Raw genomic sequence first — 25,236 nt, forward strand, 5'->3', positions numbered from 1 at the left:
ATCACCTCCTAATTAGCTGGCCGCTTTCTCTGTTTGCTTGGTGTTCGATTTGGATTTTTTGACTTCTTCTTTTGCTGGCAAGGTGCTGGACAGGTCAATCGCTTTCTTTTCCTGAGGCACTGCCACGCCGGAGTCGGATTTTACCGTAAAGTCACGATCCAAATTAAAGAAAGAGCGACAGCCATCCTCGGTGATTTCAATCGTGTCCGAAATACCGCAGGTCTTATCGCCTTCAATCCCCCACATCCACGGGATCATATGGAAGGTCATGCCTGGCTTTAGTACCGCCGAATTGCCTTGTTTCATACTGATAATGTAGCCTTCATCCCAACTTGGTGGAAAAGCGATGCCGATGGAGTAACCGGAGCGAGTAATCAAGCTAGCGCCAACTTGGTTGTCCATGATGATGTTTCGCACCATATTATCCACGTCTGATACTGTCATTCCCGGTTGTACCACGCGATGAATTTCATTGAGAGCACGCTTCATAATTTCTTGGGATTGATACATGGCATCGGACAGTTCACCAAGAATCACAGTGCGCATCATGGCGGTGTGATAACGGCGATAACAACCGCCCACTTCTAGGAAGACATGTTCACCGGGTAGAATAGTGCGGCCTTCGAAGGTGGCGTGGCCTATCATGGTTCGTGGGCCAGATGTCACGTATGGCATGACTGCTGGCGTTTCACCGCCCTCACGAAACATCGCTGCCGCAATTTCTGCACCTATTTCGTTTTCCGTAATGCCAGGACGACAAATTTCAATACCGGCTTTCATGCCAGCCTCTGTCGCCAGTGCAGCACGGCGCATTACCATGATTTCTTCTTGAGATTTGCAGATTCGGCCTTCTTCAACGATACCGAAGCAATCCATCAATTTGGCGTTTTTCAAGGTGGTGTGAATGCAGTCTTGCTGGTAAGCAGGAAAGAAGTAGCTGTTGCGTTCATAACCAATACGCTTATCCGCCAAACCAAATTCCCGCAACGCATCTACTAGCATTTGGATGGCATCGCCTGTATCTGGATAAGGGCGAGTTTTTTCTATCCAAGTACGAGCAAACACGTTGGACTCTTCCAGTGCTCGAGTAATCATAAAAGGTTCTTGTTCAAGCGGAATGACTAACGCCTGAAAGAAGGAGTAACCAGTGGTTTGGTAATCCGTTAAATACGCAATGTTTTCTGGATCGGTGATCACTATCGCGTCCAAGCGGCGCTCGGCAATGCGACCACGCAGTTCACCCAAGCGACGTTGGTATTCAGCAAAGGTAAAGGTCATATCATCACGTTCAATCATGCGGCTTCCTCCATCACGAAACGTACAGCGTCTTTTAAAATATCCAAGCCTTCTATCAAATCTGCGTCAGGAATGGTCAAGGGTGGAATGATCTTCAATACTCGACCGCCGCTGCCGCAAGCGCCCAGCATCAAGCCGTGTTGGAAGCAGCGTTGTACGACTTTTGCCGCGACTTCACCGCTGCCCATGTCCAAGCCAAGAATAAGGCCTTTGCCGCGCAGTTCTTTGGCGCTGTTTTCGCTAACCAATGGCTGTAATGCGTCGCGCACGGTTTTAACTTTTTCTACGACTTCCGACATCAGTTTATCGTCTTCAAAGTAAGTGAGAGCGACCTCGCCCGCAACGAAGGATAGGTTCTGTCCACGGAAGGTACCTGTGTGTTCACCCGGTGACCAATGCTTATCCAAATCGGGATGTACTAAATTCATCGCCATTGGAGTGCCTGCACCGCCTATGCCTTTGGCTAGGGTGATGATGTCAGGGTTGATGCCCATATCATCAAAGCTAAAGTAAGATCCCGTACGACCGCAGCCTACTTGGATATCATCAACGATTAGCACGGAGCCAAATTCTTTGGCTAGTTTTTCCAGCTTCTGCATCCATTCTTTGCTGGCAACGTTGACGCCGCCTTCTGCTTGGATGGTTTCTACCATGAAGGCCGCTGGTGGCTTGATACCGCTAGAAGGATCGCGATACTGATCGGCCAATGCATCTAATGCGGCAAGTGAAGCAGCTTGATCGTGCTCTTGATCAAACAATTCGTGACTGACATGCAGCAAAGGCACACCTGAAGCCTGACGGAAATATTCGTTTGCTGTCGCCGCTAACGCGCCCAGAGTCATACCATGAAAACCTTGGCTAAAGGCGACGATGTTATGGCGGCCAGTGGCGTTACGCGCCAGCTTCATCGCGGCTTCAACAGCGTTGGTGCCTGTCGGCCCCATAAACTGAAGGCGATGAGGCATGTTTCTCGGTTTTAGAATCACATCGGTAAACTTCTGCATAAATCGCGCTTTAGCTTGGGTTTGCATATCCAAGCTGTGCAACACGCCATCTTTTTGCATGTAGTCAATCATGGCTTCTTTCATGTGTGGGTTGTTGTGACCAAAGTTAAGTACACCTGCGCCTGCGAAGAAATCTATGTATTCCTTACCGTTCTCGTCTGTTTGGCGCGAGTTCTTTGCCGTAACAAAAACCGTTGGGTATGTGCGAGCATAGGCTCGAATATTGGATTCTCGTTGTTCGAAAATAGTCATAACGCCTCCTAGAACTAGGTTTGGTTTTCTTCTGGTTTAATGATTTTTTCTTTGACTGTTATGTTGGTAGTGATTGATCGGTTAGGCCCGCAAGTTGGCAAAACCAACGGCAGACATCAGCAATCAATCGGTCATTGAAATCGTAATGTGGACTATGGCAAGACACGTTGTGGCCGTCGCCATCGTCGCTGCCAATCAGAGCAAACGCTCCGGGAATAGCTTGTAGGTAATAGCTAAAATCTTCCGATGCCATGATAGGCAAAGCTTGCCCATGATTAAGGGATTGTTCACCGTAAAGTGACTGCCAAAGCTCTCTCGCGTACGTCGCTTGGGCTTTATGATTAATGGTTGCCTGATAGCGCATGTCATGTTCGATCGTGCTTTTCACTCCGTAAGCTGCCGCTGTGTAGGTGGCGACTTCGGAGATCTGCTGATTGATCTTTTGTCGAGTCTCTTCATCGGGAACACGAATGCTACCGCTCAGCGTTGCTGTTTCTGGAATCACCGTTGGCGCGGTTCCGCCGTGAATTTGCGTGACACTGATCACCGCTGTGGCTTGCGGAGCAATACGTCGACTGACGATTTGTTGCAATGCCACGTTCACAGCGCTTGCTGCCAACAATGGATCTGCGCACAACTCTGGTTGGCTGGCGTGACCGCCACGGCCTTTGAATTCCATGCTAAACGTGCCATTGCCACACATCACAATATCGTCAGGGCAAGCGATTGTGCCGTAAGGCAGAGCAGGCCAGTTGTGCCAGCCGTAAATCTCACCAACATTATCCAATGCGCCGTCTTTAATCATTTCACGGGCACCGTGAAAGCCTTCTTCGGCTGGCTGAAAGATGAGTACCACGGGTTGAGGTAACTCTTTTTCAAACTGTTTCAACCAACGAGCCGTTGCCAGCAAGGTGGCTGTGTGCCCGTCGTGACCACAAGCGTGCATGCAGCCTTGGTTCACCGACTGCCATTCTTTGCCTGTTTGCTCGTTAATCGGTAAGGCATCCATATCGCCTCGCAAGGCAATCGCCGCGCCTTTGGCTTCTTTGTTGAGCCAAGCTACGGTTCCTGTGTCAGCACAAGCTCGCCATGGAATGTCTAATTCATCGAGTTGGCTGCGAACCAATGACGCAGTGTTTTTTTCTTGCCAACTAAGTTCTGGATGAGCGTGTAACTGCTTCCGCAATTTTTCAGCGAAGATGATATTGTCTTGCCATAATTTCTGCATGAACGTCTCCCTGAAAAGAACTCTTTTACTCTTAGATAATTTAAAAACTTCATACAGTAGTAATTAAATAACTTGTCACTTGCAAGGTCATAAAATAGAAAAACTGCCAAATAACAGTAGAGAAAGAAGTAAAATTGAGGGAAAACAACCAAAAAAAATGCTCAAAACAAATAGATAGAAGAAAGTGTAAAAAATATTAAAAAAGTCATAAATTCACATTTCTATCAAGAAAATAAGCGTGTTTTTGTGCTCTAAAAATGCACGCAAACGCCCTAAAAACAGGCGTTTAGAGAAGAAAATATAAATAGCAAATAGATGTCATCTCTAAAGTTTAGATATGTAATGTTTTATCATTTTAAATATTACATATCTAACTATTAATGCTGTGGTGTTATTTCTTTATTGTTTTACTACGTTATAAAAGAAAAGGGTGGTGTTGAGTTAAATTGAAGGTGTGGTAAGTGATAAAAGCGATAATATAAAGAGGCTAAGGTGGAAGAGTTTTTAGATTAATCTCTTCGGGTGTAATCTAGAGTTCCTCGCTGCTTGTGGCGCTAATAATCATAGCCACGATTGCCATTCCCGCCTTCGCGTGAATGACGTATGCACCTCAGTGTTAATCCAATGAAGCACCGATTCCTCGTCCCTTGGGGTGGGGGGATTCGTTCTCTGCATTTTGTATTTCGATTAGCTCTAGCGAACAGTCGACTCATTGGCATGCCAAGTACCATCTTTGCAGTGAATGCCAATGGTAATTAGGGCTTCTCGTTTTTCATAAATGCCTTTCCAAACGAATCGATAGCAAGCGTCACGCTTACCATCGTGATAGCCCTTCAAAACACCAAAGTATTCGTAACCTATGTTCTTGCCATTTCTGGCTTGAATCTGCTTGATGTCCTTCTTAAAACGCTCAGGAGAGAAATCGACCAGATCTTGCTCTTCGTAATATTTAACAAACAAATCATAGTTGCTTGTGTCATCGGCTTTCAACATTTCCTTGAGGAACTTTTCTGCGATGGACCTTTCCGCTTTGAGTTCTGGCATAGTGATTTCCCTTTAAAGAGTGACTGATTTAAGTCGTTTGGTTTTAAGTATTGCGAGACAGGTTTAACGACTGAACGCGAGCCAATGCATTCCGAACAATTAACACATGAAAAGGAAGAATAGTTTTAAGATAAATTTTTCCACCCAGATTATGGGGATGAACCCAAGTCGATAAAAATACTCGACCATCTTTAGACATGACAGAGATTCTAAAGTCTAAATGTTTATCATTAAAACCAGCGATCAATTCTTGATTGCTTTCAGACTCAATAGGGAAGAAGCCTGTTTTGTTAGGGCCTTCTGATGTATCGCTTGATAAGCCAAATTTAGAAACAACAGAATTTCGTATACGTACTAGTAAACGAGCCCAGCTGGGGAAGTCAGTAATAATTTCAGCTGCTTCGCGAGGTGATAAATTGGATTGAACAGCGTAGCTGTCTATGAAATCCGATTTATTGATACGATCGGTAAGAAGGCTGTTGCTAGGAAGTTCCGTTTCGACGACTTTGGTCATTGTTAATCATCCTGTTGATTTTAGTCTTGGCTAACAGTTTATCTGTGTTTTTGTTTTATTCAAAAGGGCTTTTTACCCCCAATTCCAAACAGTCTCCTTCCATGGCTTTGGCGTCCTCTGGGTCATGTGTAACGAGCAGCGCGGGTATGTTGGCGTGGCGTATTTCGTTTAGTATAAAAGCGCGTACGTCGCGACGCAGGGCGGGGTCGAGTTTACTGAAGGGTTCGTCGAGCAGTAGGTAGTCGGGTTGGGAAAGTAGGGTGCGAAGCAGGGCGACGCGAGCTTGTTGTCCACCTGAGAGTTCTTTCGGTAGGGCATTGGCTTTGTCGGGTATGCCGAGTTTTTCTAAGGCGTGTTGCGCCATGTCGATTCGTGCAGATTTTTTGATATCGGCAGGGATGGCAAAGAGTAGGTTTTCTATGATGCTCATGTGAGGGAACAACAAGGGCATTTGTTGTAATAAGCCGACTTTTCGGTCTTGAGTGGCTTTTGTGTGCAGAGCTTCAGCGTTTAAAAAGGCTTCGCCAGTGGTAATTAAGTTAGGCGATAAAGAGCCGCTTAAAAAATGCAGAAGGCTGGATTTGCCAATACCGCTTGGCCCCATGATAGACAAGACTTGTCCGTTGGCGATCTCGAAGCTTAAATCTTTAATGAGTGCCTTGCCGTCCAATGACAAAGAAAACGCATTTACACTGAGCACTTGTTATTCCTTCTATTTTTTTTGCTAAATAAAGCGTCTAACGCCAAGCGCCATTTGGTCCAACGTGGTGGAATGAATTGCGCGAGCCAAAACACCATGATGGGAAAGAAAGCTTGTAGCATTGCCATGCTGCCAACTTGCTTTCTGTCGCCTGATGACGCTTGTGCAACGGCTTCTGTGGTTAATGTGCTGTAGCGGCCTTCACCAGCGATCAGTGTCGGTAAATACTGGGCGATACTGACGGAAAAACCAATCGCAAAGGCGGTGAATATAGCGGGTTTTAGCATGGCGATTTTCACTAAGACATAATTGCGCCAAGGACGATGATTGAGTCGATTGGCTTGCAGCAAGTATTCTTCTTCGTAGGCCAAGTAGGGGCCTTTTAGTGTTAAGTAAACATAAGGCAAAACGTACATCAAATGCAGAGCAATAATGGCGCACAAGTCGCCATTTAGGTTCAGATAAATCAGCAGCACGTGCAAACCAAACAGAAAGCCAATCTGTGGCAAAAGAATGGGCACGTAAATCAACCAATCGAACACATGCGGTTTGCTTAAGCTTGAACCTTTACTGCTGTGGCGCTTTGTTTCTAACATGACAAGGCTTATGACGCACGCCATGAGCGTGGCAATCAAGGCAATGGTCAGGGTGTTTACGGTAAGGTCCATTAGTAGCGGTGTCGCTCGTTCGATGTTGTCCCACGTCCATTGACTTGGCAAAGCATCAGGAAAGCGCCAGCGTCGAGTAAGCGACCAAATTGGTAGCAAAGCCAGAGCCACAAAAGCATTCAGCAAACATAGCAAGCCCAAAACAACCCCAACTCGAAGTAAGTTGTCTGTTAGGCCAGAGCGTTTACCATTGCTGCGTTCAGCTCGGCTTAGTTTGCTGAACGACAAATGCGCCATTTCCCAACCAGCCAAAACAACCACAATGACAAGCATCAGTGCTATCGCGCCAGCGCTGGCCATTAAACGCATGGATAAATCGGGATCATTGAACCAGCGTAGCAAGGTCACTGCCAACGTAGACGGTGTGTTGGGGCCAATTACCAAAGCCAAATCTACTACCGTCAAGCTAAAAGCAATCACAATGAAAATAGGCAAACGGATAATCGGATACAGTTGAGGAATTAACACCTTGCGCCATAAGGTGAAACGGCTGTAACCAAGGGCTTGGCCAACTTGTAAGCTTTCTCGTGCTTTGATGCTTTTCATGGTGGCGAGCATGACAAACAAGAGATAAGGCATTTCTTTGATAACAAGGGCGAGAATCAGTGAAACGCCATAGGGATCTTGTACGGTAATCCAATTGGGCGGGCGATCAAATCCCGTTAGCCAAGGGCTAAATAATCGCACCAACCAACCGGACGGACTCAATAAGAACAACAAGCCAATGGCAATCGCCGCATGAGGAATGGCGAGAATAGGCGAGAGCAAAGCTTCGACTTTACGGAAAAACGGACGTTGATAACCCCAAGCCAATAGTGATAGAGCGAACCAAAGGGCGAGTAACGGTGCAGCAATGCCCGTTATGAGAGTGAGTTTTACACTGGCGTAAAACTCACCTTGGGAAAATAGACTACGCCAAGGCGCTAAAGAAAAATTGTACTCCCCAAGGGGGGGAAATACGCAAACGCAGGAAGCAAAGTGCCGATCAAACCAATGAAAATCGGAAAGATCAGCAATAAGGTGATAATCCCAGTGATCCATTTAGCGTTTTTTGACGGCATCTTGCTTCTTAATATATTTTGGGGCTAATCCTAGCCACTAAAGTTTGTCATTCCCGCGAAGGCGGGAACCCAATGTTTTCGTCTACACAAGGTTATGTTCAACGACCTTTTTTCAACGACCATAAGAGATTGATTCCCGCCTTCGCGGGAACGACGATTAATATGATCGTTTGAACGTCATTTTAGATGACGGATTCATTCCATCGCGGGAATGACACCGTATCTTTAAACCTTATTGTGCGTAACGCTTACGCCACTCCGTTTCCAGCGCTTCTACCCAGCTACTGTGTGGCTCTGGTAACGTTTGACCCAGTTCTTCAATGCTCAAGGTCGCGATACCACGTGGTAAGGCGTCAAATTTAGCCTGTTCCGACGCTGGTAGTTTTGCGTAAGACAATACGCTCAAATCGCCCCAAATAGTTGGCGTTTGTTTTTTAATTTGCGCTTCTGGTGACAACATAAAGTTTGCCACGACCTGAGCGCCTGCTTTTGCACCGCTGTTATATGGGATCGCTAAAAAGTGCGTATTACCAATGGTGCCGTTTGTGAAAACGTAAGAGCGTACCGTGTCTGGCAAGTTGCCTTTGTCGATCTGAACTGATGCCGCGGAAATATCGAAACTTAATGCTACATCGATTTCTTGGTCATCGAGCAAGCGCATCATTTCTTGTGAGCTTGATGGAAAGGTTTGACCATTACGCCATGCAACCTTATGAAGCTGATCAAGATATGCCCACAACGGTGCGGTGATCTTGTCGAAATCCACACTGTCTGCTGGTTGAGATAGGGCTTTGCGATAAGGGGTTAATTCATATAAGGCTTGTTTCAAAAAGGTTGAACCAAGGAATTGCGGTGGTTCTGGGTAGGTGATTCTTCCCGGATTGGCTTTGGCGTAGGTGAGTAAATCGACAATGGACTTGGGCGGGTTACTCAAGGTTGCTGTGTCATGCATAAAGATGACTTGCGCCATCCCCCAAGGAGACTCCATCCCCTCGACCGGCGTGCCGAAGTCTTGGGTTAAACTTTGGCGTGCGTTTTCGTCTACATAATTGATGTAGTTTGGTAACGATTGGCTAAATGGACCAAATAACAGGTTGTTGTCTTTCATAGCGCGGAAATTTTCGCCATTGATCCAGATAAGGTCGATGGAACCATCGGTGTCTTTGCCAGCGGCTTTTTCCGCCAAGACGCGGTTTACGGCATCGGACGTGTCGGTCAGCTTCACCTGTTTTAACGTGACATCGTATTCTTCTTTTATACGATCCGCTGCCCATTGAATGTAATCGTTAATGTTGTCGGCACCACCCCAAGCGTTGAAGTATACAGTTTGGCCTTTGGCTTGTTGGAGTGTGTCTTGCCAGCTTTGTGGTGTGGAATTGGCAACGGCTGAAAAACTTGATAAGGCGAGGGCGGCTGCGATGGATGCCGAGACAAACGATTTTTTCATTCCTTTCTCCTGATGTTTTTGTTTTCAATTTACCCCCTCCCAGCCTCCCCCTTGCCTGGGGGAGGAGCTACGTACAATTTAGCCTCTTCCCTTATTTAGCTTGGGAGGAGTTAGTACATTTTGCCTCCTCTTATGTCTTTGAAGGAGAGGGGCTGGGTGGGTTGTCGGTATTAGACGCACTTAATACGTAATTTCTTACACTTTTATATTTAAGGAATTGTTTTTTATTAAGAATCGGATTTAGCGTACCATGTTGTTGGTTCAAATTGGATGAATGTTTTACAGCTTTTTCGAGGTGTTATGTCTTACCAAATTTACTCTCATGTTCTGCCAAGCGCGACGCCTGGTACTCAGCGTGTTTTAAAAGCTCACCATTTTGGTGAAGCCGGTGCGCGCCCTAAAGTCTATTTTCAGGCGGGATTGCATGCGGATGAATGGCCGGGTTTTTTGGTGCTTAACACCTTGCTGAGAAAACTGAAAAAAGCCGATGATGCGGGCTTGATTCAAGGGGAAATAGTCGTTGTGCCTGTCGCGAACCCGATTGGTTTGGCGCAGAACTTCCATGGTTATATTCCTGGTCGCTTTGCGTTTTCAGACGGTGGCGGCAATTTTAATCGTAACTGGCCGCAGTTAGGCGCGAAAGTAGAAAAACGCATCAAAGGTGATGTGACCGGCGACATTGAAAGCAATATAGATCTGGTTCGCCAAGCGATCCATGACGAATTAGCCTTGCTACCGGAAACTACGGAACTGCAAGGCATGAAGAAAACCTTGTTGGCTCTGTCTATGGACGCAGACGAAGTGCTCGATCTGCATTGTTCTGGTGAAGCCAGTATGCACGCTTATGTGGCGCAAGAATTTGAAAGTCACTTTAAGCCGTTGCTGGCGTTATTGGGTGCCAAAGTGGGCTTGTCCGAGTTGGAAACAGGTGCTGCCTCGTTTGATGAAACCAATGTTAGCGTGTGGCGGGATTTAAAAGCCCATTATGCTCATTTGATTCCTTGGGGAAGTCGCTCTTTAACGGTAGAATTGCGCGGCGAAAATGACATATCCAATGAGTTTGCCGAGCAAGACGCACAAGCCTTGTTTGATTACTTGGTGCTGCGAGAGGTGATCGCAGGAAAGGCGCCAGTGATCGACGACAGCGACGTGGAATATTATCCGCTGGATGCTATGGATTTAGTCAAAGCACCGTGTGCTGGCATTGTTTGCTATCACAAAGCCATTGGTGAAGAAGTGGAGTCCGGCGAGGTGATTGGCGAAGTGGTGAACTTGATGGACGACGATGTAGACACGTCTCGTTATCCTCTGATAGCACGCACCAATGGTGTCTTTTTTGCGCGAGTACAACGACGTTTGGTGGTGTGCGGTGAATCTATTGCCAAGATCGCCGGAAGAGAACACCTTGCGTTTCGTGAAATTGGCCACCTATTTGAAGACTAGCGTTTCGAAGATTAACAAGGCAATACTATTTTGACACAAGTTCAGCCCAATACTGAGGTGACCACCTCATTAACCGATGAGCAAACGCTTGTTGTAAATCATGATCTCGTCACCCCTGCGAAAGTCATCGCTGTGGCGGGGGCAGGGAAAACCACTACCTTAATTTCTCGTATTGAGCATTTATTGGCGCAGGGTGTGGATCCTTCTCACATCGGCGTGTTTATGTTTAATAAAAGCGCACAGGAGGAATTCTCCGAGCGTTTGAGTAAGCGCCTTATGGCAGCAGGGCATTTACGCTCTCCCAGCGTGATGACCTTTCATGCGTTTGGTATGAAGTTTTGTCGTCGCCTAGAACAGCAAGGTTGGTTGACGAGCGCCAAGTTAATTACTGATGATTTTAGTTTGGTAAAAATGTTGCGCGAGGCGTTACAACGTCTGGTTCGCAATGGCGAGAAAATCGCTATGCTAGACGAGAAAGACTGGCTTGAAGACGTGCTGTTGTTTGTCGATCAAGTGAAAGCGTCTGATCAACCTGCGCAGATCGTTTTTGAAGCCTTGGGTTGGTCAAGTGAACGCAAATTTTTCCCTGCGTTATACGATGAATTGGAAAAGCTACGCAAACGTAACAACATCCGTTTTTTTGCGGATTTGCTCAGTGATCCTTATGAATTAATCAGTCAGTTAGACGAAGCGGAACGCGTTAGAGTGCGTGGCTTGGTGCCAGATTTCCGTTACTTATTAATTGACGAGTTCCAAGATATTAATCCTTGCCAATACGAGCTGCTAAAGCAGCTTTATCCTGCGCCTTGTCAGTGGATGATTGTCGGTGACGTGCAGCAATGTATTTATGAATGGCGCGGCGCCAGCCCAGAGATTATGGCAAGCCAGTTTGACCAAGACTTTGCCAATGTGGCGACGTATCCATTAAGTACGAGCTTTCGTTTTGGCCATGCCGTCGGTTTAATGGCATCGAGTGTGATCAGTGAAAATGATCCTGACGCCTTGGTCATTGGCGCTGGCGAACGCACGCGAGTGTCTTTTGCTCGCGCTCCGAAAACGGGTAAGGCGTTGTTGGGAGAGCTGAAATCTTGGGTTGATGAAGGCCGCGCATTGAGCGATAGTGCGGTGCTGGTGCGCTTGTACAGCGACATGGTGCCCGTGCAATTAGCCCTGATGCACAAAGGCGTGCCGTATCAATTGCACGGTGATTCGCCGTTATTGGAAAACCGCCAGATTCGTATGTTGATGGCGTATCTCGCCGTTATTGCTGGTGGTTTGGAAAGCCCAAGTACCTTTTTTCATCCTGATGACATTGAATATTTGCTTACGACGCCCAGCTTGGGTGGTTCGTTAGCGCAACGCAAAACCTTGATCCAGCAAGCGAAACAGTCGCCACATTTATTGCCGCAAATTATCGAGTCTGTGGCTGATGCGACGGATGGTTGGCGAGCCAAGAAACTCTATGAGCGTGCCGATTGGTTGCGCAGCTTAGGCATTTATCGCACCGATCCGGGGCAAGGCTTAGCGCATACTTTGGAGAAGTTGGGCATTTATCGCTACTTCGAAAGCACCAGCAGTAAAGATATTCAGACCCAAGAAAAGATAGCCACTTGCGATGCTTTCATGGCCTATGTGCGCGGTGTGGGCGGCGATGCTAAATCGATCCTAGAGCAACTTGCTACTTTGAATGAAAAGCAAACGGACGATGTGCATGGCGTGCATTTGATGACGATCCATAAATCGAAAGGCTTGGAGTTCGATCAGGTGTTACTGTCTGGCTTACAGGAAGGGCGTTTCCCGTATTATGATGAAGATTTGAGCGCCATAGACAAACAAGCCGCCAGTGATATGGCGTCGGAGCGACGCCTGTTTTATGTGGCTATTACGCGGGCGAAACAGAAATTAGTTTTGCTTGAGTCCCCAAGTGCCGACGAGCATAAGCGGATGAAGCAGGGCGATATTCCTCGGGCAGCATTGAAGAGCTTGTCCCTGTCGCGCTTTGTGTTCGAAGCGCAGCCTTATGCGGTGAGCCATATTTGCGATGCTTGGTATGTTGAAAATGTTGGCACGCCAATTGATACAGAAAAAGGTTCTGTGTTTCAGCGCTATTTGAATGCGGTTGATCCTTCTCCCTCTTTAACTTTCCGTCATCGTGTAGAAGGTAAGGGACTTTTGCAGCCTGGCGACAAAGTCCGCCATGATCAGTTCGGTCAAGGTGTTGTTGTCCGTCAGGAGCAAGACGCCAAGCAAATGATTTTCGTAGATTTTGGTGAAATGGGTCTGAAACGCTTTAATCCCAAGCACACACAACTGATAAAATTGTCTTCCAGAGCTTAAGGAATATGTAATGTCTATACCGTTAATTGATCTGTCGAAACTGATTCATGAAAGCGAGTCGGTTCGTCAGAGCGAAATTAAAGCCTTAGATAAGGCATGCCGCGAAATTGGCTTCTTCTACTTGACTAATACAGGTATTCCGAAAGAGCTGATGGCCGCACTTATGCGCGAGGCCAAGCGTTTTTTTAACCAACCACAAGAAGTCAAAAACGCCATAGATATTAAAAACAGTATTAATCACCGTGGTTACGGCAATATTGGTGAAGAGCAGCTTGATGAAGTGGGTCATTCGGACTGGAAAGAAACCTTTGATATGGCGTTGGATTTTCCTACAGATCATCCTTTGGCAGTTAAATATCCGACCGCCTATGGCCCAAATCAAAACCCAAGCGATCCTACGACGCTAGAAGTTCTGCAAGAATACTATGTAGAGGCGTTCCAAGTGGCGCAGAAGTTGTTGACCGCGATGGCACAGGCCTTGTCTTTGGATGACGATTTTTTCACCCAAGGTTTCAAAAATCACGTGACCGTTTTGCGTATGATTCATTATCCGCCACGCCCAGCCAATGACCATGACAATGGTGCGGGTGCACACACAGACTACGGTTGTGTCACCTTACTATTGCAAGATCAGGTAGGTGGTTTGCAAGTGAAAAACCGCAAAGGCGAGTGGGTCGATGCCACACCGATCGACAACGCTTTGGTGGTGAATATTGGCGATCTGATGCAACGCTGGACCAATGACGAATACGTTTCAACAGCGCACCGAGTGCGCGCTTCTTTGCCAGATGTGCATCGCTATTCGTTTCCATTCTTTGTGGAGCCAGACTACGAAACCAACGTTGAGTGCGTACCGAGCTGTGCGACTGCGGATAAACCTGCGAAATACGATTCGATTTTGAGTGGCGACTGGATTCAATCTCGTTTTGATGCGACGTACGCGTATCGTGAAAAAGAGCAAGCTTAAGCTGGGCGACAAGCCGCGAGAGCCTATTCTGAAAGAGAACTATGCTATTAAAAATGACCGCTAAGCGGTCATTTTTAATAAGCCTGACAAGGGTTGGATTTTGTAAACCTGATCTTGTATTTTGGCAATGTGTCCAGCGGGAACTTGCGTCCAGCTGTCGCCAGAGTGGTCGAGCGGTTCTGAACCAATAACAATGTGTGTGCCAAATTGTTTGTAGTACAAGCTCGGAGCTTGTTCATCACTGGAAAAACGAATGGCAGTGATTTCTACCCCATCTGAAAACACCGCGGTAAAGCGCAGCGGATCCTGTATGTTTTTTGCTTTCATCATGTCGAGAATTTGCGCCAAGGTTGTCTCAATCGCATGTTCTGGATTTGTTTCTAAGCCATTGGCGATCATTAACAAGAAGATAACCTCTGAATCGGTTGCCCCATGGCGATGATTATAAAGGTGTTCTGGAATCAAGCGATCTAACTGCCAGCGCAACGATTCGTAGCCGCCAATTTGTCCGTTGTGCATGAATAGCCAGTTTTTGTAACTAAACGGATGGCAGTTTGAGCGGTTGGTTTCTGTGCCAGTGGACGAGCGGACGTGCGCGAAGAAGAGCCCGCTTTTTATGTGTCGTGCTAAGCTTTTTAAATTGCTGTCACTCCAAGCTGGTAATACTTCATGATAAAGGCCAGGTTCCTCGCGTTCATCGTACCAGCCAAGACCAAAACCGTCTGCATTCACTGTCACTTCCGATTTTCTGGCGCTTAAGCTTTGATGAATTAAAGAATGCTCTTGTTTGAAAAGTAATGACTCAAGGTAAACCGCGTCACCTTGATACGCCATCCAACGACACATGGTTTTCTCCTAGGAATGAAAAGGGGAAGTGATTAACTTCCCCTGAAATCTTAATCTAAAAAGTATACTCCTGTAACACTATACTTTGAAATAACTGATCTTAGCGGAAAGCTGTGTTGCCAATGAGGCCAGCTGTTCTGCAGAGTTGCTTATCGAATGAATCGACTTGGTTGTACGTGACGTAATTTCGGTAATGTTCTCGACGTTGCGGCTGACTTCTGCGGTTACCGATGCTTGCTCTTCTGCGGTTGCTGAAATCCGATCGTTCATATCACGAATCTTGGACACGGATTGGTTGATATGACGCAGGGAATCTTCCTCGTGTTTTACTTGATTAACCGCATCCGTAGAGCGCTGATGGCTGGAGGTCATGGCTTTCACAGCAGAGCTGGTGCCACTTTGCAGTAGCGCGATCATTTTCTCGATTTCTTGCGTGGCGTTTTGCGTGTTTTGGGCAAGATGGCGTACTTCATCGGCTACCACAGCAAAACCTCGGCCTTGCTCGCCCGCTCGCGCAGCTTCAATTGCCGCGTTCAAGGCAAGTAGGTTGGTTTGTTCGGCAATGCCTAGGATAGTATTCAGAATGGTGCTGATTTCTTGAGTATTAGACTGTAGATCATTAATCGTATCGGCAGAACTGGCAATTTCGCTCGCCAGCTCCTGAATGCTGGCAATGGTTTTCGTGACTATCGCTGTGCCTTCATTGGCAGCGGTCTCGGCATTGTGAGCCGCTTGGCTTGCGTCTGTGGTGGATTCGGATACGTGAACCGCCGTGGATTGTATTTCTTGTATTGCCTGAGAAATGAAGTTGGTTTCTTCTTGCTGGCGATCCACCATTTCGGAAGATTCATCGGTGATTCGATTCAGATCATTAGCGGCATTTGTCAGCATAGAACTGGATTCCGCTACATCGTGCAGAATACTACTAAGCTGTATTACAAGCTTATCCATTGCTGTTTCTAACAGACCAATTTCATCCTTACGAGTTCTGGTCACTTGTGATTTGGCTAGATTCCCTGCTGCAATGTCTTCAGCCCGGCGAACGGCGCGAATAAGAGGGCGACAGATACCGTTAACGATAATAATGCTGACGACAATACCAACAGCAATAAGGATAGCGGCAAGTGCGCCACTGGTATAAATGGTTTGATCAAGTTTACTGCTTTGGGCTTGCGCAACGTTATCGCTGTAATTGTTAATCGCGGTAATGATTTCTTCCATTTGCGCATTAACGGTAATTAGACTTTCTTCGGCTTCTTTACGGAATTTATTGGCTTTTAGGGTGTTAAGTTTTTCCCACCAATTGTAGGTTTCTGTACTAGAGGCTAGGAAAACTTCTTGTTGTTCTTCGAGTGCTTTGATTTGTTCAAACAATCCCTCTAGCCCATCGTGCACAGGCAGAGTGGCAAGGATGCTTTTTACGTTTTCAATACTGGTGAGCAACTCGCCAGTATAGGTCTTAAATTTATTTGCGGATTCGGTAACTTGTTCTACGCCATAACCGCCAATCGATTTGGCGATAGATACCTGGAAAAAGCCTCGTTCGAACTCAACCGATTGCTGCAATAAAAGCTGACGGCTTTTTTCTAAGTTTTTAACGAGTTGGAGGCTTTGAGAGGAAAGGCTTTGTAATTCAGAAGAGACAGATTTACTGGTTAAAGCCGAGCTGATACTAATTCCTACAATAACCAGTGAAAACAACGCAATAAGCGATAATATCTTGGTGCGTACAGACAGTTTTAACATAGCGTATCCAATATTAAGAGTGGAAGAGAATGACATTTAGTCAGCAATAGTTGTGCCAATAAAATTACATTAACTTACAGAAATAACGTCTGCTTATAGCTTTCTATGTATTGGTACTTATTTTTCAGTTTTAAGTACTATTTTTGAAAGTGGAGCATCGTGGTGCAGATAGGGTTAGTTCTGTGTCATGTCTTAGCCCGTTTTTCTTGTCTGAAATGTGCAAGAAAAGCGGCCTGCTCTTAAGATAGCGTGAAAGGGGAGTAAAGGTACAGAGAAAATTGCAATTTATGCACCGCTTCAGTGCATAAATTGCCATGGAGGTTGGTCTATTGTGGAGCGGACTTTATAACCACTTCATTCCCTTCGACAGTAAAGAAGAAGCAGTCGCGACGATTTGTGTGGCAGGCTGGGCCTTTTTGATCTACTTGAATAAGTATCGCATCGCCATCGCAATCAAATGACATAGACACTAATGTTTGGCGGTGCCCCGAGCTTTCGCCTTTGCGCCAGTAAGTTTGGCGTGAACGAGACCAGTAACACACTTGCCCCGTTTCTAATGTTTCACGAATGGATTTATCATTCATGTAGGCAAGCATTAATACTTCGCCAGTATCGTGCTGCTGCGCAATGGCTGCGATCAAACCATGTTCGTCTGTTTTTAAATTGGCTAATACCGTGTCTAGCGATAACTTTTCGCCTTGAGCGAGGTTCTCGTACTCTTTTAAGCTCATACTCTTGCCTTTACTTTTTCTGAAATCGCGCCCTTGCCAATACCTTCAAAGCCGTGGGCTTCGATGTGTGTGCCTGGGTTTTCTTCTGCCAAGACATCAGCAATGTGTGCGGAAAGCGATTCAACTGTGGTATCGCAATCCAACATGTAAACCTGATTACTGTCTATTTTTAGCTCAAACAAACCTTGCTGGCTGGTATAACTGAAACAGTGATAGCTCACGTCGTTTTCGGTGACTTGGTTTATTAAGTCTTCTTGGGTGCCTAAATAGATGTCTTCCCAACGTGTTGCCCAATCGTGTTCCATTGCCGCATTACGTTCGCCATTGGCGTAAATTTCAACCGTAGAGCGATGACCGTGAGCAATACGTTGGCAGTTGCCAGCGTGTTTTTTCAAGCCATGGCTGTATTGATATTGCGCGCCAGAAATGTGTTCTGGTGAAAAACGCACGCTTACCGCTTCTAACTCAGCAGGAAGTAGGTTCAATATTTGTGCTTCAACCCACTTGGCAACGGCGTCTGGTGTGACTTCTGTCATGGGTAAAACGCAAATGGCCTGAGCTGGCGCATCGCATTGAAATGCGCGTTTGTCGCCAGCGGCTTCTTTACTGTGATCAAAATGAAAAGAAACACGATCACCAGCCAGTGACGTAAGAGTAGATCCGTTGTGCTCGGCAGGAATCGCCAGCATGTGATCTATATTGTCATCCAGCCATTTCTTGATTTGTTTTTTCACGATACTGAAATCACAAATCATGCTTTCATCGTTTAACTTGCCGGTCAGTACAATGTCGGTTTGCCAGCTTTCACCCAACAAGCCACGCTTGGCGTCAAAGTAGGAAAAATCCACGTGGGTTAGGTTTTTTACAAATAGCTTCAACTCGCTACTCCTATGATTCTTAATGGCGCGTATCTTACCGTAAATGTAACCCGCGTTATAGGCTGAGACTAAAAAGCGCAAGCACAGGAGCAAGTGTAGGAAAGGGCGCTTGATAAGCAAAAAGATTTAAGTATTTGAAAATACATAAGAAAGGCGGTTGATATTTCGTATTGGCTGCGTATAATTGCGCCCCAAGGTCAACAGGCCTCCTTTATGGTGTCTCTGCTGGTCCCCTCGCAACGATAAACCGTTAATCTGGTCAGGTCCGGAAGGAAGCAGCCACAGCGGTGGACTTGTGTGCCGAGGTGCGGCTGGTAGAGATGCCACCTTAATCTCCCCAACGTTCTACATTTTCCTTTTTTACTTCAATACTTACTTCATTCCTTAGCGTTTCTACAAAACTCTTTTGATGCATTATTACGCCTTTTGGTGCTGCCACACCGACTTGAAGCTACCTTACTCCTCACTGCTGAACCTAAACAACATCACTCGTAGGGCACGATAAGCGAAGCGCAATCTGCCGTGAAAGCGCAGCTTTCTTTTGTGGGGCCAAAGCATTTTTCATCTGATCTCAAAAGATTTGGCATCGCAAAGCAAGCCCAACAGTTACACAACAACAATAAAAACATGATCTTCGTGCCAACTATCCACCTAATGCCTACAGGCAAGCCAAGTTACGACCAACAAATCAGCGACCAAGTGATAGAAAGACTCAATACTGAATTTGCACTAGGAATGATGAGGAATATGGACGTGGCCAGAAGAGTCGATAAGAGCTTGGTGGATAAAAGTTGGCCATATGGAAGAGGGGGGGGACTGGCTATCAGATTGCTGAGTCGCCAGTTAATATATTATTTTATAAGCTTAATTTAGTTTATTAAATTAGCACTCGATAGTGTGTCGAGTAGTTTTTATTGATAATGTAGATTTGTGATTGTTTGAAAAAATAATACGCATTTTTTGTATTTTGGAACTTGATTTTGGGACTCTGGTGCAAATTATATAACATTCTTTAACATAGTCTTCAAAATAGGTCTTAGTCAGGTTTAATGTTGAATCAAGTTGGTTTATGGCTTTTTCAATCTTGCAACCTTTAAGTTCTATGAAAAAAGCTTTTTGAGGTTTATTATTCTCTATTGTAGTTACAATGTAATCGCATTTTTCGAATTTATCTCCTATTAAACATCCATCAACCTTTATTTTGTTTATAGTTTTGTTGTTGTTGTTTTTTATTATTAACTCAGATTTATTTTCGTGTATTTTTGTAATTTTGTTTTTGGAAGATGATGTGCATTTATTAAATTCCATTTTAATGTCCTTTTGAAAGGATGGTGTTTGTAACATCCTCAAAATGATCCGAAATTTCATCAAGCATTTCACTACCTATCAACCTATATTCATTATCTAATATTGATTCAAGAGTTCCGTTTTTAATAGTATAAGCAGAAATGTCTTCGAATCTTATAGGTATACCTGATTTATTGATTTCTGTAAATTCTTCGTTTTTTAAAGTTCCTGACTTCACCGCATCACCAGCAAGTATGAAGTTATTTAGAGCGGATAAAATATAGGGGCTATGAGAAGTTATAAAAAATCTAGATCCAATTTCATTATATAAAATTGACAAAATTGAAACTATTTTTCCTTGGGATGTAGGAAATAAATGCGCCTCTGGCTCTTCAATGAAAATCATACTCTCTCTATTTCTCAATAGGAGAGGCTGCATGCATAGTACCAAGAGCATTGGAAGTGACTCTTGTTGTCCTGATGATGCATTTGCTAAATTTATTCTATTATTTTTTAATCTTATCCAATCTTGTTCATCGTCATACTCATATTTTCCGTTTATTATTTCTTCAAAAGATTTAATTAAATTAAGTCTAGTGTTTTTGTGCTCTTCAAATAGTCTTTTGTTGTTATAAAATCTTTTTGATGTTTCATAAAGACCGCCAAATTCTTTAAGGAAAGGATCTATGTCAAGATTTGATGCAAGAAATGTAAAAATGTTCTTTTGGAGATTTGCAAAAAAAGATCGGCTAGCAGGGATGAAAATTGGATCATCAAAAAAATATGAAAAGTTTTCTGATCTTAATGGATCAAGTACTACATCAAAGAAGACAAATCTTTTATCTATAGTTGCTTTTTTAGGGTTTTCGCTTGTTTTGTATGCATCTAATTTTCTTGAAAGGATTTGCTTTTTTGAGCTAAAAAGCTTTGAAAGAGCATCTGAGTAGGTTATTTTTATATTTGTTTTTCCTCGACTTCCTTTTATTCCTTCTATACGAAAATTTAATTCATTAATTTGATAGTCAATTTTAAAATTAGTTCCTTCCCATGAATAGCGTGGGAAATTTGTCTCAAATTTTGCGACAATCGATTTATTTAGATCTGTCTTTGATTTATTCGAAGATATACCTTCTAAAAAAATCTTTGAAAGATTTTGAAAGAAGTATGTTAGTTTTGCTAAGATGCTTTTTCCATTTGCTTGAGGGCCAATTAATATGTTTATTTTTTTTATATCTAGTTTGGCAGTTTTAATTACTAGAAAGTTTTCGACTTCTAGTTTTTCCATTAAATTCAATTCCATTTTAATATTTCCTCTTAAATATGGCTTCTTGTAAAAAGACTGTTTTATACATATTTACTTTTTAAGTGATGATATGTGAGTTGTCATGATTTGTCAGCCACTAAATTTATGTGTTTTTTCGTAGAATTAGGGGGCAGATGAAAAATTGATTGTAAACGACGCAGCTAAACCCTTTTTTATAGCGGAAAGCATCGCTGTCGTACCCGCCACCGACATCATAGCCATGATCCAAACCATCTGAACTACCAACAACTCGCCAGAATCCAAACCAACTCCGCATGGGTCGATCAAACCATCGAATGCGTTAAAAGCGCTATGCCCGTCTTTGTTGTTTTTTCGAATGTATAAAGTCTAGATCAAAAGCACTTAAGTGAAATAACTGAAAAAACATGGATATTTTCAGATATTTCATTTATGTTTGGGGTTACTGAGGCTAGCTTTTAGTTTGCCTTGATAGTGTTAAGGGTGAGAGGTTACTCGAATGATGAAAACCAATTTAAATGTTGAGCCGGATACCAGTGCAATTATCAAAGCGCAGCAATACCTGAAGCAGCATCAAGCGGATCTTGATAAGTTAAAAATTGATGTGTTACTTAAAAATGGTCAAAAAGCTGAATTTGAATTGCCCAAATTGACGCTTGATGCGCTTGTTCAAGTATTAGGTCAATTGGCTAAGGATGGCGATGATCAGTTTTTTGAACAGCAGGTTGACTTGGAGAAAATGGTGAGTCCTGCTGTGGCGGCTAAGTTTCTTGGAATGTCACGACCAAAAGTAACAGGTTATATTTTGGCTGGGCAAATTCCATCTATGAAGGTAGGCACTCATCATCGTGTAAAAATGGCAGATGTCTTGTTATTTAAGGAGAAGCTTTCTAGTGCTAAGGGGTCAAGAGAAGAGACTCTTAGTTTAATTGCCAACTTTGAGCAAGAGTCAGATTCTATGTAAGGGGTTGTTATGGATGATAAAATTTTGCTGGATGCAAATACCCTATATTCACAACCATTGAGGATGATGCTTCTTAATTTGATGCAGTTAGATGGGTGTACTACTCAGTTTTTTTGGACTGATAAGATAGATGCAGAATGGTCTAATGCTTTAATTCGTAGGCATCCCGAAAGCAAAGACGTCATTATTAAGCAGGTAAATTCGATTAAGGCATCCTTTTTCGATCGCTATGTTTTAGGTTACGAGCCATTAATAAATTAGCTTGACCTTCCTGATCCAGATGATCGTCATGTTCTTGCTGCTGCAGTAAAAACGGGTTGTAATATTATTGCGACAGATAACATTAAAGACTTTCCGGCAAAATTATTGGCTGAGTATGGTATCAGAGCGATGACAAGAGACGAGTTGATGTGTTTCTTGTTCACTAAAGAAAAAGGTAGTGTCATGAAAGCGTTAGATAATTTTGCACGTGTACATAAAGACCCAGAGCTTACAGTTGAAGATTTGCTAATAAAGCTTGATCGTTCAGTACCAAGTTTTACACACTTAGTAAGAGTGTCCTGACTTCACAATCCTGTATAGCTTTAAAAATACACCTTCGGGTGGTTTTTTTGAATTTGGGGGCAGATGAAAAATTGATTATGAACTATGCAGACAAGCCCTTTTTCATAGCAGAAAGCATCGCTGTCGTACCCGCCACCGACATCACGGCCATGAGCCAAACCATCCGAAACTATCAACAACAACTCGCCAAAATCCAAACCAACTCCGCATGGTTCGATCAAACCATCGAACGCATCAAAAACGCCACAGGCCGACACTTCGGAGAGGGTGGTTGATAAATCAAGTTTACATGTATAAACTACAGATATTGACAGAGATGTCATATGGATGCAGCAGAGTGAGTCACATCACACATCCGGCTACCGTAAAAGGTCGAGGGCAACCCGGTAAAGGCTTTCTGAATATCGAGCATAGGCTCAAAGTTTGAATCAATGCTCGACGGAACCCGCTTTTAGGCGGGTTTTGTTATTTATGGGGTTTGGGAAGCGGCTTTCCTAATTTAAGATTCTTCGCAATGTTGAAAAAATTCACCTTATCCAGCTTGGGCATCACGTCTTCAGGGTAAGCACTGGTAATATGTATCCTCATTAACTTTTTCTCTCGGTACATCTTAAAGGGCACGAAATAGATGATTTGCCCTTTTTCCTCTGTGTTGATGGTGACAGAGGCGTAGCTTCCATAACCTGCGTGTCCTATGCGGGTTTTCTTGTCTCCAAATGCATCAACAATTTGTCTCAAATACTTTTTTGATAATTCATATCGAACAAAGCAAAACGGCCTGCTTTCTTTTAGGGTGTGGTACATCAGATCTGCTTTTTCCGCTTCTGTTTGATGAGGATAGTCTTTTGCGAAGCAGTGGAACGAGTAGGAAACCATAAAAGTGTAGGTTTCTTTTTTCCCGTTTATGATATCGGAGTAAGTCGCTTCATGGGCGTCTAGGTGGCTAAGATCGTATACTTGGCCGTTTGCATCGGTAAACGGTCTCCACTTAGCTACCTCGTCTATCTTGCTCCGCATTCCTCGTCCCAATTTTTCAAGAGTAAAGCCGAGTAATATACCTTTGAACAGTTATGAATTCCATGTTGACGAAACAGAGCTGTATTAGATCCCGCCTCATTTCTGGTCGCAAAAGCCGGAAAGCCAGCCTCTTACAAAATTTCACTTGGCGATTGATGCTACTTAAAACTATACTGTATATCCATACAGTATTTTGGTGTTTTATTATGCGTGTGACTTATCTTGGTGTGTCTGAGTCGGCGGCGTTTATCGCGGCCAATAGCGTGCGGATTCCTTTGTATGTGGACTCTGTGTCGGCGGGGTTTCCTTCGCCTGCTCAGGATTTTGTTGAAAAATCGTTGGATTTAAATGAGTTGTGCGTGAGCCATCCGCACGCGACGTTTTTTGTTCGTGCTCAGGGGGATTCGATGATAGAGGCGGGGATTCATTCTGGCGATGTCTTGGTGGTGGATCGTTCATTGACGGCGCGTCATGGGGATATTGTGATTGCCTGTATTCATGGGGAAATGACGGTGAAGACGTTGGAGCTTAAGCCCAATGTGTTACTTCGCCCGAAGAATAAAGCCTATAAAGCCATTCATATCACAGAGGAATCTGAATTAGAGATTTTTGGTGTGGTCACGGGCGTGGTTCGTAAGTACGAGCGTCATTAAATGCGAACTGTCTTTGCCTTGGTTGATTGCAACAACTTTTACGCCAGCTGTGAAAAGTTGTTTCGCCCTGATTTAAAGCATGCGCCTGTTGCGGTGTTGTCGAATAACGATGGCTGTATTGTCGCGCGTTCCAAAGAGGTAAAGGCGCTGGGTATCAAGATGGGCGTGCCGATGTTTCAGGTGCAGGATGAGATAAGAAAACACGGCATTGTGTGCTTTTCATCCAACTATGCTTTGTATGCGGATATGTCGAATCGGGTGATGACGATCTTGGAGGAAGAGGCACCACGCCTGGAAGTGTATTCCATCGATGAAGCTTTCATGGATTTAACAGGTGTTGATCACGTGACGGATTTGCTGGCATTTGGCAAGCATGTAAAAGCCAAGGTCGATCAATGGACGGGCATTACTGTTGGTATTGGTATCGCGCCAACTAAGACGTTAGCGAAGTTGGCAAACCATGCTGCGAAGAAATACCCAGCAACGGGGTCGGTGGTGGATCTGATGGACGCCAACAGACAAAAGCGTTTGTTGGCGTTGTTGGATGTGGGTGACGTTTGGGGTGTTGGTCGTCGCACCACGGCGAAGCTAAAGGCGAGAGGAATTCATACCGCGTTGGATCTTGCTAATGCTGATCCGAAATCCATTCGTAGCGAATTTTCTGTGGTGTTGGAGCGAACCATTCGAGAATTGAATGGCGTGTCGTGCTTGGATTTAGAGCTGGTTAGGCCGACAAAGCAGCAGATTATTTGCAGTCGCTCTTTTGGTCATAAGGTGACGGATAAGCAAGAGCTTCGGGAAGCCATATCCAAGTACACAACGCGTGCTGCCGAGAAATTGCGTGGGGAAAAACGCCTTTGTCGTTTAGTCAGTGTGTTTATTCGCACCAGCCCGTTTATTCCAAACGAACCTCAGTATTCGAAAACGCTTTCTGCTGAACTTCCTAATCCAACCGATGACACGCGAGATTTATTAGAAGTCGCTGGCGTGCTGTTTTCGCGACTCTGGCGTGATGGTTTTCGCTATATGAAAGCAGGCGTAATGCTTACCGACTTTTACGAGCACGATGCTTTTCAGCAAGATTTATTCCGAGCGGACAGCACGAAAAGCAACTCAAAAGCACTCATGAATGTGGTAGATAAAATTAACCACAGCGGCCTCGGCAATGTTTTTTTCGCCTCGCAAGGTGTGTCGCCTCAGTGGGCGATGAAACGAGAGCACCTGTCACCAAGGTATACGACTAAATGGGATGAACTGCCCAAGGTTTGGTGAGTAGTAAAGATATATGCAATAAAACCGCCAAGGAG

The 25,236-nt window shown here is 44.5% G+C and carries 24 protein-coding genes and 1 other RNA gene; 10 read left to right on the plus strand and 15 right to left on the minus strand.

The annotated features are described in order from the left end of the window. Nucleotides 1-12: 12 nt before the first annotated feature. The 8 genes from doeA to C1X04_RS08230 all read right to left on the minus strand — a co-directional run bounded on the left by doeA (nt 13) and on the right by C1X04_RS08230 (nt 9,214). Nucleotides 13-1,296: an ectoine hydrolase gene (gene doeA, locus C1X04_RS08195; protein WP_137169634.1), complete on the minus strand. Its 1,284-nt coding sequence runs from the start codon at nt 1,294-1,296 to the stop codon at nt 13-15. Further along, nucleotides 1,293-2,552, minus strand: a complete 1,260-nt coding sequence (locus C1X04_RS08200; RefSeq protein WP_110572141.1) for an aspartate aminotransferase family protein — start codon at nt 2,550-2,552, stop codon at nt 1,293-1,295. Before C1X04_RS08200 ends, doeA begins: the two co-directional genes overlap by 4 nt. Nucleotides 2,553-2,610: 58 nt before the next feature. Beyond that, a complete protein-coding gene (gene doeB2, locus C1X04_RS08205; RefSeq protein ID WP_137169635.1) occupies nt 2,611-3,780 on the minus strand; it encodes a N(2)-acetyl-L-2,4-diaminobutanoate deacetylase DoeB2 in 1,170 nt (389 codons plus the stop codon). Between the two features lie 693 nt (nt 3,781-4,473). Continuing rightward, nucleotides 4,474-4,824, minus strand: coding sequence for a hypothetical protein (locus tag C1X04_RS08210; RefSeq protein WP_137169636.1), 351 nt, complete (start codon nt 4,822-4,824; stop codon nt 4,474-4,476). A gap of 43 nt (nt 4,825-4,867) precedes the next feature. Beyond that, complete coding sequence (locus tag C1X04_RS08215) at nt 4,868-5,338, minus strand: DUF2867 domain-containing protein (RefSeq protein ID WP_137169637.1); 471 nt, start codon at nt 5,336-5,338, stop codon at nt 4,868-4,870. Nucleotides 5,339-5,393: 55 nt separating this feature from the next. Further along, on the minus strand, nt 5,394-6,038 hold the full coding sequence (locus C1X04_RS08220) for an ATP-binding cassette domain-containing protein (protein WP_137169638.1): 645 nt from the start codon (nt 6,036-6,038) through the stop codon (nt 5,394-5,396). After that, nucleotides 6,026-7,747 (minus strand): ABC transporter permease, encoded by a 1,722-nt coding sequence (locus C1X04_RS08225; protein WP_254682362.1) that lies wholly within the window; start codon nt 7,745-7,747, stop codon nt 6,026-6,028. The genes C1X04_RS08220 and C1X04_RS08225 overlap by 13 nt, the downstream gene beginning before the upstream one ends. Nucleotides 7,748-7,999: 252 nt before the next feature. Continuing rightward, nucleotides 8,000-9,214 (minus strand): ABC transporter substrate-binding protein, encoded by a 1,215-nt coding sequence (locus C1X04_RS08230; RefSeq protein ID WP_137169639.1) that lies wholly within the window; start codon nt 9,212-9,214, stop codon nt 8,000-8,002. 300 nt (nt 9,215-9,514) lie between these two features. Here C1X04_RS08230 and C1X04_RS08235 point away from each other — a divergent pair, with 300 nt between their 5' ends. From C1X04_RS08235 to C1X04_RS08245, 3 genes are read left to right on the plus strand one after another with little or no spacing between them, the layout of a single operon-like run. Then, complete coding sequence (locus C1X04_RS08235) at nt 9,515-10,657, plus strand: succinylglutamate desuccinylase/aspartoacylase family protein (RefSeq protein WP_110572823.1); 1,143 nt, start codon at nt 9,515-9,517, stop codon at nt 10,655-10,657. Nucleotides 10,658-10,687: 30 nt separating this feature from the next. After that, nucleotides 10,688-12,994 (plus strand): ATP-dependent helicase, encoded by a 2,307-nt coding sequence (locus C1X04_RS08240; RefSeq protein WP_254682363.1) that lies wholly within the window; start codon nt 10,688-10,690, stop codon nt 12,992-12,994. Nucleotides 12,995-13,004: 10 nt separating this feature from the next. Further along, nucleotides 13,005-13,961: an isopenicillin N synthase family oxygenase gene (locus C1X04_RS08245; protein WP_137169640.1), complete on the plus strand. Its 957-nt coding sequence runs from the start codon at nt 13,005-13,007 to the stop codon at nt 13,959-13,961. A gap of 60 nt (nt 13,962-14,021) precedes the next feature. On the opposite strand, the gene C1X04_RS08250 is transcribed toward C1X04_RS08245, so the two are convergent. The 4 genes from C1X04_RS08250 to C1X04_RS08265 all read right to left on the minus strand — a co-directional run bounded on the left by C1X04_RS08250 (nt 14,022) and on the right by C1X04_RS08265 (nt 18,162). Next, complete coding sequence (locus C1X04_RS08250; RefSeq protein WP_110572161.1) at nt 14,022-14,807, minus strand: class II glutamine amidotransferase; 786 nt, start codon at nt 14,805-14,807, stop codon at nt 14,022-14,024. A 78-nt stretch (nt 14,808-14,885) separates the two neighbouring features. Next, entirely contained in the window at nt 14,886-16,553 is a 1,668-nt protein-coding gene (locus C1X04_RS08255; protein WP_137169641.1) for a methyl-accepting chemotaxis protein, read from the minus strand. Between the two features lie 326 nt (nt 16,554-16,879). Next, nucleotides 16,880-17,284, minus strand: a complete 405-nt coding sequence (hisI, locus tag C1X04_RS08260; protein ID WP_137169642.1) for a phosphoribosyl-AMP cyclohydrolase — start codon at nt 17,282-17,284, stop codon at nt 16,880-16,882. After that, a complete protein-coding gene (locus tag C1X04_RS08265; RefSeq protein ID WP_137169643.1) occupies nt 17,281-18,162 on the minus strand; it encodes a 6-carboxytetrahydropterin synthase in 882 nt (293 codons plus the stop codon). The genes hisI and C1X04_RS08265 overlap by 4 nt, the downstream gene beginning before the upstream one ends. Before the next feature lie 223 nt (nt 18,163-18,385). Here C1X04_RS08265 and ffs point away from each other — a divergent pair. Then, nucleotides 18,386-18,482: signal recognition particle sRNA small type (gene ffs, locus C1X04_RS08270), an RNA gene on the plus strand. A gap of 202 nt (nt 18,483-18,684) precedes the next feature. Next, nucleotides 18,685-19,035, plus strand: coding sequence for a hypothetical protein (locus C1X04_RS08275; protein WP_137169644.1), 351 nt, complete (start codon nt 18,685-18,687; stop codon nt 19,033-19,035). 9 nt (nt 19,036-19,044) lie between these two features. Here the strand turns inward: C1X04_RS08275 and C1X04_RS08280 are convergent, their stop codons facing one another. Next, nucleotides 19,045-19,470: a hypothetical protein gene (locus C1X04_RS08280; protein WP_137169645.1), complete on the minus strand. Its 426-nt coding sequence runs from the start codon at nt 19,468-19,470 to the stop codon at nt 19,045-19,047. 1 nt (nt 19,471) lies between these two features. After that, the gene (locus C1X04_RS08285; RefSeq protein ID WP_137169646.1) at nt 19,472-20,749 is read right to left on the minus strand and encodes an AAA family ATPase; all 1,278 of its coding nucleotides are present in this window, start codon (nt 20,747-20,749) and stop codon (nt 19,472-19,474) included. Nucleotides 20,750-21,230: 481 nt separating this feature from the next. Here C1X04_RS08285 and C1X04_RS08295 point away from each other — a divergent pair, with 481 nt between their 5' ends. From C1X04_RS08295 to C1X04_RS08305, 3 genes are all read left to right on the plus strand, one after another. Further along, nucleotides 21,231-21,695 carry a helix-turn-helix domain-containing protein gene (locus tag C1X04_RS08295; protein ID WP_137169647.1) on the plus strand — a complete coding sequence of 155 codons (465 nt, stop codon included), beginning with the start codon at nt 21,231-21,233 and terminating at the stop codon, nt 21,693-21,695. 9 nt (nt 21,696-21,704) lie between these two features. Beyond that, the gene (locus C1X04_RS08300; protein ID WP_137169648.1) at nt 21,705-21,956 is read left to right on the plus strand and encodes a hypothetical protein; all 252 of its coding nucleotides are present in this window, start codon (nt 21,705-21,707) and stop codon (nt 21,954-21,956) included. A 380-nt stretch (nt 21,957-22,336) separates the two neighbouring features. After that, nucleotides 22,337-22,534, plus strand: a complete 198-nt coding sequence (locus C1X04_RS08305) for a hypothetical protein (protein ID WP_254682364.1) — start codon at nt 22,337-22,339, stop codon at nt 22,532-22,534. A gap of 190 nt (nt 22,535-22,724) precedes the next feature. Here C1X04_RS08305 and C1X04_RS08310 read toward each other — a convergent pair whose 3' ends face one another. Then, on the minus strand, nt 22,725-23,276 hold the full coding sequence (locus C1X04_RS08310; RefSeq protein WP_137169649.1) for a stationary phase growth adaptation protein: 552 nt from the start codon (nt 23,274-23,276) through the stop codon (nt 22,725-22,727). Between the two features lie 206 nt (nt 23,277-23,482). On the opposite strand from C1X04_RS08310, the gene umuD reads away from it, so the two are divergent. Both umuD and umuC read left to right on the plus strand, forming a co-directional pair. Further along, complete coding sequence (gene umuD / locus C1X04_RS08315) at nt 23,483-23,929, plus strand: translesion error-prone DNA polymerase V autoproteolytic subunit (protein ID WP_137169650.1); 447 nt, start codon at nt 23,483-23,485, stop codon at nt 23,927-23,929. Beyond that, nucleotides 23,930-25,201 carry a translesion error-prone DNA polymerase V subunit UmuC gene (gene umuC / locus C1X04_RS08320; protein ID WP_137169651.1) on the plus strand — a complete coding sequence of 424 codons (1,272 nt, stop codon included), beginning with the start codon at nt 23,930-23,932 and terminating at the stop codon, nt 25,199-25,201. Nucleotides 25,202-25,236 lie beyond the last annotated feature (35 nt).

The sequence above is a fragment of the Marinomonas sp. FW-1 genome (genome assembly GCF_005222245.1).
Taxonomy (GTDB): Bacteria; Pseudomonadota; Gammaproteobacteria; order Pseudomonadales; family Marinomonadaceae; genus Marinomonas; species Marinomonas alcarazii.